Source organism: Deinococcus marmoris DSM 12784 (assembly GCF_000701405.1).
Lineage (GTDB): Bacteria > Deinococcota > Deinococci > Deinococcales > Deinococcaceae > Deinococcus > Deinococcus marmoris.
This window is the reverse complement of record NZ_JNIV01000107.1, coordinates 1-13,622: the sequence shown is the minus strand read 5'-3', so window position 1 is coordinate 13,622 and position 13,622 is coordinate 1. Positions and strand designations below refer to the sequence as shown.

The 13,622-nt window shown below is 66.2% G+C and carries 16 protein-coding genes, 1 pseudogene and 1 riboswitch; of the genes and pseudogenes, 5 read left to right on the top strand and 12 right to left on the bottom strand.

What is annotated here, in order from left to right:
• The 3 genes and pseudogenes from Q319_RS0119220 to Q319_RS0119210 all read right to left on the bottom strand — a co-directional run.
• Positions 1 to 261 (bottom strand): annotated as a pseudogene (locus Q319_RS0119220) (IS701 family transposase); the annotation flags it as partial.
• A gap of 154 nt (positions 262 to 415) precedes the next feature.
• Entirely contained in the window at positions 416 to 988 is a 573-nt protein-coding gene (locus tag Q319_RS26495) for a PIN domain-containing protein (RefSeq protein WP_081846174.1), read from the bottom strand.
• On the bottom strand, positions 985 to 1,401 hold the full coding sequence (locus tag Q319_RS0119210; RefSeq protein ID WP_029484057.1) for a helix-turn-helix domain-containing protein: 417 nt from the start codon (positions 1,399 to 1,401) through the stop codon (positions 985 to 987). Before Q319_RS0119210 ends, Q319_RS26495 begins: the two co-directional genes overlap by 4 nt.
• A gap of 174 nt (positions 1,402 to 1,575) precedes the next feature.
• On the opposite strand from Q319_RS0119210, the gene Q319_RS24860 reads away from it, so the two are divergent.
• From Q319_RS24860 to dinB, 3 genes are all read left to right on the top strand, one after another.
• Complete coding sequence (locus Q319_RS24860) at positions 1,576 to 1,842, top strand: AbrB/MazE/SpoVT family DNA-binding domain-containing protein (protein WP_029484056.1); 267 nt, start codon at positions 1,576 to 1,578, stop codon at positions 1,840 to 1,842.
• A complete protein-coding gene (locus Q319_RS0119195; RefSeq protein ID WP_029484055.1) occupies positions 1,842 to 2,234 on the top strand; it encodes a PIN domain-containing protein in 393 nt (130 codons plus the stop codon). Before Q319_RS24860 ends, Q319_RS0119195 begins: the two co-directional genes overlap by 1 nt.
• A 103-nt stretch (positions 2,235 to 2,337) precedes the next feature.
• On the top strand, positions 2,338 to 3,408 hold the full coding sequence (gene dinB / locus Q319_RS0119190) for a DNA polymerase IV (RefSeq protein WP_029484054.1): 1,071 nt from the start codon (positions 2,338 to 2,340) through the stop codon (positions 3,406 to 3,408).
• Between the two features lie 155 nt (positions 3,409 to 3,563).
• On the opposite strand, the gene Q319_RS0119185 is transcribed toward dinB, so the two are convergent.
• The 7 genes from Q319_RS0119185 to Q319_RS0119155 all read right to left on the bottom strand — a co-directional run bounded on the left by Q319_RS0119185 (position 3,564) and on the right by Q319_RS0119155 (position 9,665).
• Positions 3,564 to 4,571 (bottom strand): LacI family DNA-binding transcriptional regulator, encoded by a 1,008-nt coding sequence (locus Q319_RS0119185; protein WP_029484053.1) that lies wholly within the window; start codon positions 4,569 to 4,571, stop codon positions 3,564 to 3,566.
• Between the two features lie 231 nt (positions 4,572 to 4,802).
• Complete coding sequence (locus Q319_RS0119180) at positions 4,803 to 5,306, bottom strand: hypothetical protein (RefSeq protein WP_029484052.1); 504 nt, start codon at positions 5,304 to 5,306, stop codon at positions 4,803 to 4,805.
• The gene (locus tag Q319_RS0119175) at positions 5,294 to 6,466 is read right to left on the bottom strand and encodes a DUF1501 domain-containing protein (RefSeq protein ID WP_029484051.1); all 1,173 of its coding nucleotides are present in this window, start codon (positions 6,464 to 6,466) and stop codon (positions 5,294 to 5,296) included. Before Q319_RS0119175 ends, Q319_RS0119180 begins: the two co-directional genes overlap by 13 nt.
• A 131-nt stretch (positions 6,467 to 6,597) precedes the next feature.
• Positions 6,598 to 7,905, bottom strand: a complete 1,308-nt coding sequence (locus Q319_RS0119170; RefSeq protein WP_029484050.1) for a DUF1800 domain-containing protein — start codon at positions 7,903 to 7,905, stop codon at positions 6,598 to 6,600.
• 9 nt (positions 7,906 to 7,914) lie between these two features.
• Positions 7,915 to 8,760, bottom strand: a complete 846-nt coding sequence (locus Q319_RS24855) for a LolA-like protein (RefSeq protein WP_051655572.1) — start codon at positions 8,758 to 8,760, stop codon at positions 7,915 to 7,917.
• Positions 8,757 to 9,014, bottom strand: a complete 258-nt coding sequence (locus tag Q319_RS0119160) for a hypothetical protein (protein WP_029484048.1) — start codon at positions 9,012 to 9,014, stop codon at positions 8,757 to 8,759. Before Q319_RS0119160 ends, Q319_RS24855 begins: the two co-directional genes overlap by 4 nt.
• Before the next feature lie 39 nt (positions 9,015 to 9,053).
• Positions 9,054 to 9,665, bottom strand: a complete 612-nt coding sequence (locus tag Q319_RS0119155; protein ID WP_342667897.1) for an RNA polymerase sigma factor — start codon at positions 9,663 to 9,665, stop codon at positions 9,054 to 9,056.
• A 90-nt stretch (positions 9,666 to 9,755) separates the two neighbouring features.
• Between Q319_RS0119155 and Q319_RS0119150 the strand changes: the two genes are divergently transcribed.
• The gene (locus tag Q319_RS0119150; protein ID WP_029484046.1) at positions 9,756 to 10,478 is read left to right on the top strand and encodes a metal-dependent transcriptional regulator; all 723 of its coding nucleotides are present in this window, start codon (positions 9,756 to 9,758) and stop codon (positions 10,476 to 10,478) included.
• A 116-nt stretch (positions 10,479 to 10,594) separates the two neighbouring features.
• On the opposite strand, the gene Q319_RS0119145 is transcribed toward Q319_RS0119150, so the two are convergent.
• Entirely contained in the window at positions 10,595 to 11,611 is a 1,017-nt protein-coding gene (locus Q319_RS0119145; RefSeq protein WP_029484045.1) for an alpha/beta fold hydrolase, read from the bottom strand.
• The gene (locus Q319_RS0119140; RefSeq protein WP_029484044.1) at positions 11,608 to 12,957 is read right to left on the bottom strand and encodes an O-acetylhomoserine aminocarboxypropyltransferase/cysteine synthase family protein; all 1,350 of its coding nucleotides are present in this window, start codon (positions 12,955 to 12,957) and stop codon (positions 11,608 to 11,610) included. Before Q319_RS0119140 ends, Q319_RS0119145 begins: the two co-directional genes overlap by 4 nt.
• A 132-nt stretch (positions 12,958 to 13,089) precedes the next feature.
• Positions 13,090 to 13,200: riboswitch (SAM riboswitch) on the bottom strand.
• A 116-nt stretch (positions 13,201 to 13,316) separates the two neighbouring features.
• On the opposite strand from Q319_RS0119140, the gene Q319_RS0119135 reads away from it, so the two are divergent.
• On the top strand, positions 13,317 to 13,520 hold the full coding sequence (locus tag Q319_RS0119135; protein WP_156039338.1) for a hypothetical protein: 204 nt from the start codon (positions 13,317 to 13,319) through the stop codon (positions 13,518 to 13,520).
• Positions 13,521 to 13,622 lie beyond the last annotated feature (102 nt).

Here is a 13,622-nt window from a genome sequence, read left to right as displayed (position 1 = left end):
CACGCCGTTTTCCTGACTGTGAGGTTTGGGAATCACACAGTCATCGACACTCAGCGTTCCGTCCTCCTGCTCGATCTGCCTGACCAACGGCTTTGCCAGTTTCCAGAGCGTACGGGAAAAAGCCTCTTCCTGACGCAAAAAACGAGTGACCTGATCGTGACTGACTTCCCCCAGCAGCAACTGGGCGAGCATGGTGGCACTCGTTTGACCGAACGAGGAGATCAAGAAATCGCTGTACAGTTCCATCATCCGGCGAGTCACCTCCCCAGTTTGCGTCGCCGCAGTGCGAAGCAAGAAATCCTGATGATTTCATGGAGTCTTCAAATCGTAGCGCGTAAGGTCAGTAATATATCCTGCTCTGCCCCCGCTTCGGCTTTTGCCCGTGGTGGGGGCGGGCGGGGGGTTTGGGGGTTGGCTAGAGGCTGTCCCTGAACGGCTGCAACTTCGCGGCAAAGGCCGGGAGTTCGGCGCGGCGCATGGCCCCCAGCAGGTCATCCGGGCTGAACGGTGGCCGCTTCAAATCGGCCCGTAGCTCTCTGAGCGATTCCAGCACCCCCGCCTGTTGCCCTTCCAGACAGGCAGCCAGAAACACGTCAGGGTGAACGGCTTGCACGGATGGCGGCAGAGCAGAAGCGGGAAAGTCGGCCAGATTGAAGGTCAGCAGCAGGCTTGCGCCTGCGCTGAGGGCCGCGTCCAGAACGTGTTGATCGTCTGGATCGGGCAGAATCTGTGCGCTGACCTTGGTGATCGCCACCAGTGCGCCGGGGATGGCTTCGTCCATCAGGCGGCGGGTCCGCTCCATAGCGGCGCGGGACGACTGTGGACGACGAAGCTGGAGGTTCCGCATCCATTCCTCGTGAATCCTTTCTGACCAATGCGGCTGAATTACGCCCCGCTTGCCCAGGCGAACCATCAGGTCACGCAACAGGCTCTTATAGAGAACATTGGCGTCACAGAGGACCACAACCCCCGGATGCGCCGGAGTCAATAGGGATCAATCTCCTGCCCGATTTCGGTGATTTCACGCACCAGCGCCCGCTTCTCGGCCTGATCCCGTTCCTGAAAGGCCAGCAGGTCACGCACCCGGATGCGGCGGTGCTTGCCCACCTTGCGGAAGGGGATTTTGCGCCCTTCTAGCAGTTGCTCAATCAGGTAAGGGCGGCTGACCCCCAGCAGTTCGGCGGCCTGCTGGGTGCTGAGTTCCTCGTTGCGGCTCAGCACCGTGATGCTTTCGCCGTTGCCCAGGCGCTCCAGAATGCCGCGCAGCAGGCCCGCCAGTTCGGGCGTCAGGGTCAGGTGGTCTTCCCCGGCCCGGAGTTGAATGTTCTGCCGAGCCAGCAGGTGCTGGGCATCCCTGGCAAGGTGTTGCTCGGCGGGGTTGGGCGTGTGGTTCAGGGTCATGGCTCACCTCTAAACGCAGTATTCGCAGAAAATGAAATAAACGCAAGAGATGGGTTCACAGTTTGGCCCCTGCTTCGGCTTTCGCCTGTGGTGGGAGCGGGCGGATGGGGTTCTGGGGCATTTCCAGGAGTCAGGGGTCATATTTGCACTCTGCCTGATTTTGTATATTGAGGCATGACCTCTACCCATGCCTATCATCTAAAGGTGCAAGCGCAAGGCCGCGTCGTTGTTCCAGGCGACGTGCGCGCTGATCTGGGTGTTCAGGAAGGCGACGAATTGATCCTGCTGAAAGAAGCACATGGCTACCGACTCACCAGCAAACATCAGTTGATCGATGAACTTCAGGGCAGTCTGGTCAAAACCGGAGTCGCCGCAGGACGCGACTTGACCCAGGAGCTGCTGGATGACCGCCGCGCCGAAGCCGCCCGGAAGGGCTGGTAATGCTGCTGGATGCCAGCGTGTTTCTGGCGTTCCTGACCAATGAACCCGGAACCCAGGCCGTCCGTGCCGCCCTGCTGCAATACCGCTGCGTGGTCAGCAGCGTGACCCTGGCAGAAGTGGAGGGCAAACTGGTGGGGCGCGGTGAATTCACGCCGGGGCAGGTGGGGCAGCAATACGCCAAATTGCTTTCGGTGGTTGGGGAGCTGCCCTTCGACTCGGCCTGCCGTACAAAGGCTGCGTTTTACTACGCCCGCAAATCGCCCTATGACCTCAGCCTGGGCGACGCCTGTTGCCTGGGAACGGCGGAGGCACTGGGACTGGACGTGCTGACTGCGGAACGCGGCTGGGCCGTGATTCCAGACCTGCCGTTCAAGGTGCAATTGATTAGGTAAAGCCTCTGCCCTGCGCTTCGGCTTTCGCCTGTGGTGGGGAACGGATGGCATCTCTCTCCCGCTGACTGCTTATCCCGTTACGTCTCTGCCGTAAAATACCGTCATGTCCGCCACGCGCAAGATCATTCATGTGGACATGGACGCCTTTTACGCGTCGGTGGAGAGGCGGGACGACGCGCGGTTGCGGGGGCGTCCGCTGGCGGTGGCCTGGGGTGGGCGGCGCAGCGTGGTGTTGACCGCCAGTTACGAGGCGCGGCCCTACGGCGTCCGCAGTGCCATGCCGCTGTACCGGGCGCTGGAGCGCTGCCCGGACCTGCTGGTGGTGCCGCCCCGCTTCGAGGCGTACCGCGAGGTCAGCACCCAGATTCGCGCCGTATTTGCCCGTTATGCGGCGCTGGTGGAACCGCTGTCGCTGGATGAGGCGTATCTGGACGTGACCCAGCCATTGCGCGGCGGCCCCAGCGCCACCCGCATTGCACAGGCCATCCGCGCCGATATCCGGGCCGAGACCGGGCTGACCGCCACCGCCGGGGTCAGCGTCAACAAGTTCCTGGCCAAGCTGGCCAGCGGCATGAACAAGCCCGATGGCCTGACCGTGCTGCTGCCTGCCGATGTGGACGGGTTGCTGGCCTCGCTGCCCGTCGGCGACTTTCACGGCGTCGGCCCGGCCACCGCCGCTAAGCTGGCCGCGCGGGGCATCCACACCGGGGCGGACCTGCGTGCCGCCTCGCCGGAAGCGCTGACCGCGCAGTTCGGCAGGATGGGGCAGCATTTCTGGCGCATCGCCCACGGCCTGGATGACCGCCCAGTGGACCCGGACCGCCCCCACAAGAGCATCGGCGCAGAGGAAACCTACGGCGACGATCTGCGGGGCGTGGCCCCGGTGCTGGAGCGCCTGCCCGTGCTGGCGGACGCGGTAGAGCGGCGGCTGGAGCGCGCGGGGCTGGCCGGGCGCACCGTGGTTTTAAAGCTCAAGTTCAGTGACCGGGCCATCATCACCCGCCGCGTCACCCTGGCCGCCCCGGTTCATCTGGCCCCCGATCTGGCCCGCGCCGCCGCGCATTCGCTGACGCCGGAACTGCTGTCGGGCCGGGGCGTGCGGCTGGCCGGAATCACGGCGGCGGGCCTGTGCGGCGTGGGAGAACTCCCGGCGCAACCGGGACTGTTCGACTGATTCTGTGCCGAACAGGGTGGGGGGGTTGCCCTAGAGCATTTGTCAAAAGAGTTGTTCACTTTTGACCGAACGGAGTGAGCGAATGAAAAAGAGGATTTGGGAGGGTAGACGCAGCAGAAGTCCTTTTTTCTGCTGCGTCTATTTGGACAAATGCCCTACGCGCTGTCCCGCACGATCAGGTGTGGCTGGAAACGGCGGGCACGCGCTGGCCCCCGGTAGCCCCCCAGGCGCGACAGCAAAAGCTGGGCGGCCTCGTAACCCATCGCCTCCACGGGCTGGTGCAGGGTGGTCAGGCCACGCGCGGCGGCCCACGGCTGATCGTCGAAACCGATGATCCGTATGTCCTGGCCCGGCGTCAGCCCGCGCACCCGCGCCTCGTCCAGCAGCGCCCCGGCCAGCAGGTCGGCAGAGGCGAACACCGTGCAGGGCAGCCCACCTTCCCTGCGCTGCACGTCGTCCAGCAGCGCGGCTGCGGTGTTGCGGGCGGCCAGCGTGTCGAAACTGGCGGTGTACTCGGTCTCCACCCTGCGCCCGGCAGCGGCCAGCGCCTGATGGAACCCGGCGCGGCGGTCCTCGAAAACGCGGGTGGTAAAGAGCTGGTCCAGTTCGGTCTCCACCCAGATGGCGTACAGCGTCCCCGGCAGCGTGGCGGCGTATTCCCCGGCCAGCACGCCCCCGGCCAGATTGTCCATGTACGAGCAGTCGGCGTCGTCGGTGTAGGCGTCCACCAGCACGGTGGGCTGCTGCGTCCGCAACCTGCGCTCGTGGAACACCTTGGTCAGGTTATACGTTGCCATCACCAGCCCGTCGGCCTGATACGCCAGCGTGTGCGAAGCCAGATACCGCTCCAACCGCGAGCGGTCCAGCAGCGGAAAGATGGCCACGTCGTAGCGCGCTTCCTGAAAGGCCGTTTCCAGGCCGTCCAGCAGCCGGGCATAGAACTCGGTGGTCAGCACCGGGAGCAGCACGCTGATGGTGTAACTCTTGCCGCCCGCGATGCGCCGGGCGTGTGGGTTGGGCGTGTAGTCGAGGTCTGCGATGGCTTTCAGCACCATCTCGCGCGTCGTGGGCCGGACTGCCGCGTGGTTGTTCAGCACCCGCGACACGGTGCCGACGCCCACGCCAGCGCGCTGGGCGACATCCTGAATGGTGGGGGTTTTCATGGTTAGACCCCCAGGATACCCCGGAACGTGGAAATGATTCCAGAAGGGCGGTAAGGCTGTGGCGCAGCCACTCTGGGCATGAGGACCGTGAGGTCGAACAGGGTCAGTGCAGCTCTGTGCGGACCTGAGGATGAAGTGCGCGGCAGCGCTCCAGAAGTCGGACCGGGAATGAGAAACCCCAGCCCCGAACAGGGCCAGGGCAGGAACCCGGATGAAGATTTGCAATGAGCGTCAAGGCGTTGAAGTCGAGGTCTTCTGCGCTTTCGGCGCGTACTGGGCCACGCCGCCTGCTGCTGCGAACCCGGCTTGCAATTCGGCCAGCGGCTTGTCTGGCCTGCTTTCTGGATCGCCGGGCAGGGTTCGGGCAAAGACCTCCAGCGCGTCCGGGAAGCCGTCGCCGTCCGCGTCCCCGTCTGCTTTCAACACCGCATACAGCACGTCGGGGAACTTGCCCTTCTGGCCCGCTTCGGCGTCGGCCCTGAACCCCGCGCGGATGGCCTCTCCAAACGGGTTCCAGGGTGCGCCGCCGCCCACATCGACGTGGCAATAGGTGCAGGCCATCACCCGGCGGTCCAGTTCCCACAGCGGATTGTCTGCGTCGTAGTGGAATTGCACAATGGCCTGGGACCGGTATCTGGGCATGGCGAGGGCCACGGGGGCGGCCAGCAGCACCAGTGCCGCCAGTCCAGCTCCCACCAGACGGACGCGGCGGCCATCAGCGCTCAGGCCACCCATCCTGGTCCCGTGAACTCGCCGCCCAGCACACTGCGGGCGTCCAGATTCAGCCATTTTTGCAGGCCCTCGGCGTAGACGCCCCGGAAGTCCTGGCGGTATTTGATGTCGCCCATCGACAGGTCTTCGAGGTCCGGGCTGCTGCCGTGGACGCCGCCCTTCACACCATTTCCAAGCGCGAACATTACGCTGCCCTGGCCGTGATCGGTGCCGGCGCTGGCGTTCTCGGCCACCCGCCGCCCAAATTCGGAAAAGCCCATGACCACTACCTTGTCGGCCAGCCCCTGCTTCTGAAGGTCCGCGTAAAAGGCGCTCAGGCCCCCCGCCAGCGTGCCCAGCAACTCGTCCTGCTCGCCGCGCTGCCCGGCGTGGGTGTCGAAATTGCCCAGCGTGAGGTAGATGATGCGCTGGCCTACCCCGGCGGCGATCAGGCGGGCGGTGTCGCGCAGTTGCGCGCCGAACCTGTGGTCCGGGTAACTCGCGCCTGCTTTGTACTTCTTGACATTCTGCTGCACCCGCGCGGTGTTCTTCATCATCTGGCGGGTGGCGCGCAGCAGGTAGTCGGCCTCGCCCTCACGTGGGGAACCCAGCATGGCTTCAAAGGCCCCTTCCACCCCCTGCGGCAGCTTGATCTGGAAGGTGTCCACCCCGTCGATGCTGGGCAGGCTGAAGGCGTCGGCCTGGAGCGCACGCGGCGTGGACGAGCCGATGTTGGAAGCGCAGAAGGGGTCCCCGATCTTCTCGGCCATCCGCCCGATCCAGCCGTCCGCCTGCGCCTGCGTGGGATCGGCAGTGTGCCAGATCGCCATGCTGGCGAAGTGCGACCTCGTGGGGTTCGGGTAGCCCACGTTTTCCATCCAGGCCAGCTTGCCGCCGTCCCACAGATCCATCAGCGGCTTGAGGGCAGGGTGCATTCCCAGGTCCGGCGTCAGGGTCAGTACGTCTTTTCTGGGAATGGCGATGGTGGGCCGCGCGGCATAATACGCGCCGTTGCTGTAGGGAATCAGGGTGTTCAGGCCGTCGTTGCCGCCGGTCAGTTGCACCACCACCAGCGTCTTGTCACCGCCTGCCTGTGCCGCCGCCCGCGCCAGAAAGCCGGGCATCCCGGTGGTGGCGGCCACCGCCAGGGCAGAAAGTTTCAGAAAATCGCGTCTATCGGGCATGGAGACTCCTCTGGAGGGTCAAACCGTCTGAAGGTCTGACCGTCTAACGGCTAAAAGGGAAGGGCGGGCTTGTCTGGCGGTTTGACTGTTCGATTTGACTGTTTGACGGTTAGACCTTTAGACAGCCTCTTTCACGCCAGTTGAAACTCGGGGCTGACCAGGGCCAGATACACCCGTTGTTTAGGATTCAAGCCTTTCAACGCCGTCTGTACCGGGCTGTTCTCGCTGCCGAACAGGGCCAGATCGCCGGGCGCGGCGTCCAGCGTGGGGGCGGCGTTGCCCAGCGACAGCGCGGCGGCCACCTGCATGCGCGTCAGCAGGGTGGCGTCGTTGATCCACTCGCGTCCGCCGTCCCAGCCCTTGACGGTGTCGGGTTGCAGCAGGGTCTGGCCCATCCTGCCTGCCGTCTGGGCCAGGTTCAGCACCTGCTTGACTTCCAGTTTGGGCTGCCCCAGCGTGCGGACCGCGCCCACGATGTACTCCACCGGACCCCGGATGATGGCCCCCCGGTTTTGCGGGGCGTAAAAGGCCACGCTGGACAGCAGTTCTTCCAGCACCGCGCCGATGTTGCCCCCCGTGCGGCGGAAGGTCTCGGCGCTGCCCTGCACGGCGGCCTCATCAGGCGTATCGGCCATGAAGGCGCGGTGCAGCTTGCGGGACACGAACACGGCGGTCTGCGGGTGCGTGGCGGCGATGCGGATCACGTCCTCGAAGCTCAGTTTGCCCGTCTGTCCCAGGTAGGTTTTCGGGCTGTCGTCGTGGTATCTGGGGTTATAGCTGGCCTCAACGGGTTGCAGATAGGTGTTTTTGGCATTGCCGCGCCCGCCTTCAAAACTCCAGCCGGTCAGCGCCCTCGCGCCCTCGCGCACGTCCTGCTCGGTGTAGTTGGGCTGGCCGGGTGCGCCGATGCCGAGCGTGAACAGTTCCATCAGCTCGCGGGAAAAGTTCTCGTTGGGTTTGCCCTTCCTGTTCTTGTCGTTATCCAGGTAGCGCAGCATGGCCGGGGTCTGCGCCACCGCCAGCGTGAACCGCTCGAAGCTGGGGCCAGCCGCGTGCTGGCGCATCAGCCCCAGGTAGGCGGCCAGGGCCGGGTGGTTCTTGACCTTGTCGGTGCCGATCACGAAGTGGTTGCTCCAGACCAGGGCCAGCTTCTCGCGCAGCGCATTCGGGCTGTACATCAGCTCATACAGCCACGCGGCGCGCGTGAGTTGCAGCATCGCGCCGGGCGTGGCCCCGGATGAGGGATCGAAAGGGTTGCCCGGAACAGGATGAGCAGGGGCGGTGCGGGCGTCGAACTTCAGCGCGGCCTGGGCCACGGCGCGGGCATCTTTGCCCACCAGGGCGCGAATCTGGGCGTCGGTGGCCCCAAAGGCGGTGCGCCGCAGAAAGTGCGCGGCGTCCTCGGGGCTGAGTTTCTGGGGATAGGGGGGCAGGCTCACAGGTTCTCCTTAACGGGAATCGGGGGTGTTCTGAACGTTAGAGGCGTCTACCTTCAGAAAAGTTCCCCGCAACGTTTCCAGCCCCGCCGTGTTGACTCGGATGACCTTTGCCAGCGCCTGATCCAGAGCGCTCTGCGGCAGATTGCCCACCAGCCACACGAACCCCGCGCCCACCCGGCGCGACGCGATCCCCGGCGCGGCCCGCACGCCCCTGGGCGAGGTGACCAGGGCAAAAACGTTCACGCCGTCGGTGAGGCTGATTTCCAGACCGCCGCCCGGCCTGCTCTTGACCTCTGTGGGCTGGATTCCGGCGGGCAGCCGCAGCCCCGGCAGTGCCGACAGCAGCGCGGCGCGCAGACCCTCGGGAGGGACGGGAACAGAAACCTGAATCCGGGCAGGCTGTGCATTGACCTTCTGGAACATGGCGCGGCGGGCGGGGGTGCCGTCCGGGAAACTTTCCTGGTAGGCCAGCGGAATGTTCCACTCCTGATCGATCCACAGCGTCCAGCGCGCGGCCTGGCTGTTCTTTGGAATCAGCTCGAAACGGCTGGTGCGGCGGCCCGCCACGGTTTCCTGACCCATCCGGCTGACGCCGAAGTTGCGCGCCAGCAGGCCAGGGCGAAAGGGCACGCGCGGCAGCGCTTTTGCGGATTTGGTGGGCGACTCGCGCGGGGGAAACAGCACCGTGACCTCTACCGTACCGCGTGCCTCCAGCGTGCGCGCCTGCTTCAGCGCCGAGAGCAGATCGTCCGCGTCGGAGGCCCCTGCTGTCCCAGACAGGGCAAGCAGACCCAGAACTGGAAGACCCAGAACCGGAAGACCCAGAACCGGAAAACCCAGAACCAGCGTCCTCACCAGCCGTCTCCCCAGGCGCTCTGATACACCCCATAGGCCGCGCTGGCGGGCAATTCCGGTGCGGGCCGCAGCACGGTCAGCCCTGCCACCGCCGCCGCCGAGGCCAGCAGCGTACTGATCCAGCCTGCGCGGATGTTGCGTTGCCGGGTGCGTCTGCGCTGCTGTCCGCTCAGAAAGCGCCCGGCGGCCCCCTCGTCGGCAGGCGTCGGGGTGCGGGCCTGGGCAAACAGCGTGTCCAGATCGTGGTCATTCATGGGAAAGTCCTCTGGCTGGCGTAAGGATTCGGCGGTGGTTCACGGCACGATCCCCGCTTTCGTCAGGTAATCCCGCAGCGCGGCGCGGCCCCGGTTGATGCGGCTCTTGACGGTGCCCAGTTCGGCCCCGGTGATGGCGGCGATCTCGGCGTAGTCCAGACCCGACAATTCGCGCAGCGAGACGGCCTCGCGCTGGTCTTCGGGCAGGGTTTGCAGGGCGTGGGCCAGCCGGGCGCGCAGGTCGGCCTGTTCCCCGGCCTGGACGGGATCGTGGGGGGCGGCGGGTTCGGCGGTGTCGCTGAGCGAGACGGTGGGGTGGCCCTTGCCCCTCATGGCCTTGTGGCAGGCGTTCAGCGTGATCCGGTGCAGCCAGGTGCTGAAGGCCGCCTCGCCCCGAAATCCCTTCAGACCTTTATGGACGGCGATGAACACCTCCTGCACCACGTCGTCTGCTGCCCCAGGCCCCACCACCCCGGCGGCCAGCCGGTGAACACCCGCCGCGTGCCGCCTCACCAGCGCCTCGAAGGCGGCGTCGTCGCGCAGGGCCTGACGGACAAGCTGGAGATCGGTGGGGTGCAGCTCAGAAGCTTCCGGCGCGTCCTGAACGGACGGGCGGACGGGAAATGGATCAGGGGCCGGGGGATCACTCAAGCTCACCTCGTACCTTAGAGGGCGCAAGATGAAAAAAAGTTCCCGGTTCCCGCTCTGCCCTTCTCCGCGCCCGCCCGGTACACTATTCCCATGACTGCCCGCGCCCCCCTCTCGCGCTCCGCCGAGGATTATCTCAAGCAGCTCTACATGCTGGGCCACTCCGATCAGGGTCCTGGCAAGGGCAGCGGCCAGAAGGTCAGCACCCAGGCGCTGGCCGACGCGCTGGAGGTGGCCCCCGCCAGCGTGACCGGAATGCTCCGCAAGCTGACCGAGCAGGGGCTGGTGTCGCACGCGCCGTACCAGGGCGCGTCCCTGACCGCCGAGGGCGAAAGCGTAGCGCTGGAGGTGCTGAGGCACCACCGTCTGCTGGAACTGTTCCTGCACCGCGCACTGGGCGTGCCGCTGGACGAGGTCCACGAGGAAGCCGAGCGGCTGGAACACGCCCTGAGCGAGCGGCTGGAAGCCCGCATCGCCGCGTGGCTGGGCGATCCCACGCACGATCCGCACGGAGACCCGATTCCCACGCTGGACGGTGACCTGCCCGCCCGCGCCGAGCGCCGGTTGTCGCAACTGGCCGCCGGGGACAGCGGCGTGATCGCCCGCGTGCCCGATGCCGACGCCCCGCAACTGCGCGCCCTGGTCGGCGCGGGCCTGACCCCCGGTGCGGGGGTGGTGGTGGACGCCGTGGACATCGCCCTGGGCACCCTGGGTATGAGGGTGGGCGGCAAGGCGCTGACCCTATCACTGAGCGTGGCGGCGCAGGTGGGCGTCCACGCCCATTCTGCTGACGCGGCCAGAGAGCTGACGCGCTGAAAGAGAGGCGGCTGGGGAGGACCCGTCCGCCCAACCCCACAGGAAAACGGGCAGTCCTTCTCAGGAAATGGCGACGCTGGGGAAGCCCGAACCGGGAAGAGTCCTGAGGGCCTGCCTCAGCCTTCCGCCGTTCCGCCCCGCAGGAATGCCCCCACCCGCTGCGGCAACTCGCCCGCGTCCATCAGAAAGGCGTCGTGGCCGTGGACACTGTCCAGTTCCCAGTAGGTGGCGTTCGGCAGCGCGGCGGCCCCGGCCCGGACCTCGGCAGCCGGGTACAGCACGTCGCTGGAAATGCCCACCGCCAGCACCGGAACACGAATGGAAGCCAGTTCGGCGTCATTCGGCTGAAACCCGTCCATCGCGCCCGTCAGGGTGACGTAACTGCGCTCGCAGAAGCGGGCCAGCAGTTTTTCACCCTGATATTCTAGGTAGGAGGTGACGGCGTGGACGCCCGGCCTGCGCTGCCCGGTCTGCGTGGCGGCCAGACTCTGCGGGCTGCGGTACGACAGCATGGCGATCTGGCGGGCCACCTTGAGGCCCTCGCCGCCGGGGGCCGCGCGGATGGCGGCGCGGGCGGCGCTGTTCAGGCCCACCGCCCACGGCGAGTGGCGCACGGGCGCACCGATCACAGCGGCCCGCGTCACCAGATCGGGACATTCCAGCAGCCACGCGTAGGCCAGCAGCCCGCCCATGCTCGCGCCGATGATCCGCACGCGCTTCACGCCCAGGTGTTCCAGCAAAGCCCGGCCCACGCGGGCCATGTCGCGCAGGGAAATGGGAAGGTCACCCAGCGCTGCCGGGCCGTCCGTACCCGCGCAGCCGCCCAGCACGTTGGCGCAGACGATGAAGTCCTGGGTGGGGTCCAGGGGACGCCCCGCGCCCAGAAATTCCGGCCACCACTCGTGGACGGCGCTGTCGCCGGTCAGGGCGTGCAACACCAGCGTGGCCTCGCCCTGCGCCTCGCCGTAGGTGTGGTAGGCCACCCGCACGTCCGACAGGGGCCGCCCACAGTCCAGCAGCAGGGGAGAGGTGCGGAACAGCGTGACAGTCTTGCGTTTCCGGTCAGCAGGGGAACATCGCTCCAGCTCGGCGGGCAGGGGCGAAACAGGGGCGGCGCGGGACAGGGCGGTCACACTTCCTCTGCGACCCCAAGCTCTGCGACTCCAGGCGTTTCCACCAGAGCAGCGGCCAGCGCCTGAGCGAAGTCTTCTTTGATGTCGTCGATGTGTTCGATGCCCAGCGACACGCGCACCAGTCCCGGCGTGACGCCTGCCGCCGTCTGCGATTCCACGTCCAGTTGGCTGTGGGTGGTGCTGGCCGGGTGAATCACCAGCGTGCGGGTGTCGCCCACGTTAGCCACGTGCTGCGCGAGTTGCAGGCTGCGGATGAACGCCTCGCCCGCTTCACGCCCGCCGGCCAGCTCGAAGGTCAGCACGCCGCCCGCGCCGCGCGGCAGGTAATGCTGGGCACGGTCAAAGTGCTTGTGGTTGCTCAGGCCGGGGTAGGTCACGCGGGTCACGTCGGGATGGGTCGCCAGCCACGTCGCCAGTGCGTGCGTGTTCTGCGCCTGCCGCTCGGCCCGCAGGGACAGCGTTTCCAGTCCCTGAATGAACTGCCACGCCTGCTGCGGGGCCAGCGTGGTCCCCAGATCGCGCAGGCCCTCGGTGCGGGCGCGCGTGATAAAGGCGACGTTGGGCAGGCCCAGCGGATTGCCCTCGCCGAAGGTGTCCCAGAACTTCAGGCCGTGGTAGCTGGGGCTGGGTTCGGTCATCAGCGGGTAGCGCCCGTTGCCCCAGTCGAAGTTGCCGCCGTCCACGATGACCCCGCCGATGCCGTTGCCGTGCCCGCCGATCCACTTGCTGGCCGACTCCACGATCACGTTCGCGCCGTGCCTGAGCGGCTGGCAGAAGTACCCGCCCGCGCCGAAGGTGTTGTCCACGAATACGGCCACCCCCTGCGCGTGTGCCACCTTTGCAATCGCTTCAAAATCGGGAATGTTCAGCGCCGGGTTGCCGATGGTCTCAAAGTACACGGCGCGGGTCTTGTCGTCGATTAAAGCGGCGAACTCTTCGGGGCGCTCGTCCTTGCCTGTAAATCTGACCTCTATTCCCAGCCGCTTGAGGGTCACGCGGAACTGGTTGACCGTGCCGCCGTACAGGTTGGGCGAGGACACGATGTTGTCTCCGGCCTGAGCCACGTTCAGGATCGCCACCAGTTGCGCGGCGTGACCGCTGGACACCGACAGGGCTGCCACGCCGCCCTCCAGCGCGGCCACCCGTTCCTCCAGCACGGCGTTGGTGGGGTTCATGATCCGGCTGTAGATGTTGCCGAAGGCCCGCAGACCAAACAGATCGGCGGCGTGCTGCGGCGACTCGAACACATAGCTGTTGGTGGGGTAGATCGGCACGGCCTGCGAACCCGTGGTGGGATCGGGCTTCTGACCGGCGTGGACTTGCAGGGTTTCAAATTTCTGGGGCATACGGGTGGGCCTCCCATCGGGGCTGGGTGGGGGCCGCCTCTCATACAGCAGCGCCCCTTCTCGTGTGGTGATGAGAAGGGGCGAATATCGTCATCCGCGTCGGCCTTCCCGCTTGGTCCCGCCCGGTGGCGGCGCTCATCGTTGAGCCGCACACCGGGGGGCTGGCCTTGGCACCGTGACGCAATGGGGTCCGGTTGCCGCGCCGTCTACGAGCCAGGTCTCTCGGGCGCTCTGAAGTGGGTGGTGCTGGGTGATGCAGACTCCACGCGGGAGCTAGCTAGAGGTTAGCGGCCAGGGTGGGGGCAGGTCAAGGCGGGGCGGAGCGACGGGTGCATCCCGCTGAAATGGGATGATGGTGCATGGCAACAGAACGGGAAATGCTGAGTCAGGTCATGGAACGTCATCTGGATCAGCTTTTAGAAGAGTCTGAGGGGCAGCTCAGCGTTGCTGAGCTGGAACAGACCCTACTCCGCCAGCAGAGTCCACTCATGCGAGAACTGTTTCAGACCCTCATTGACCTGCGCCAGAAGCAGGATTTTTCCCCCTCAGAGCAAACCGACTGACCCGGAGTGGCGCAAGGATGGACGCACGACGCTGCTGATTCACGGCTGTTGGGGAGCCGTGAATGTTCCCGCCCAGACTTGGGAACACCGGATAGATGGACG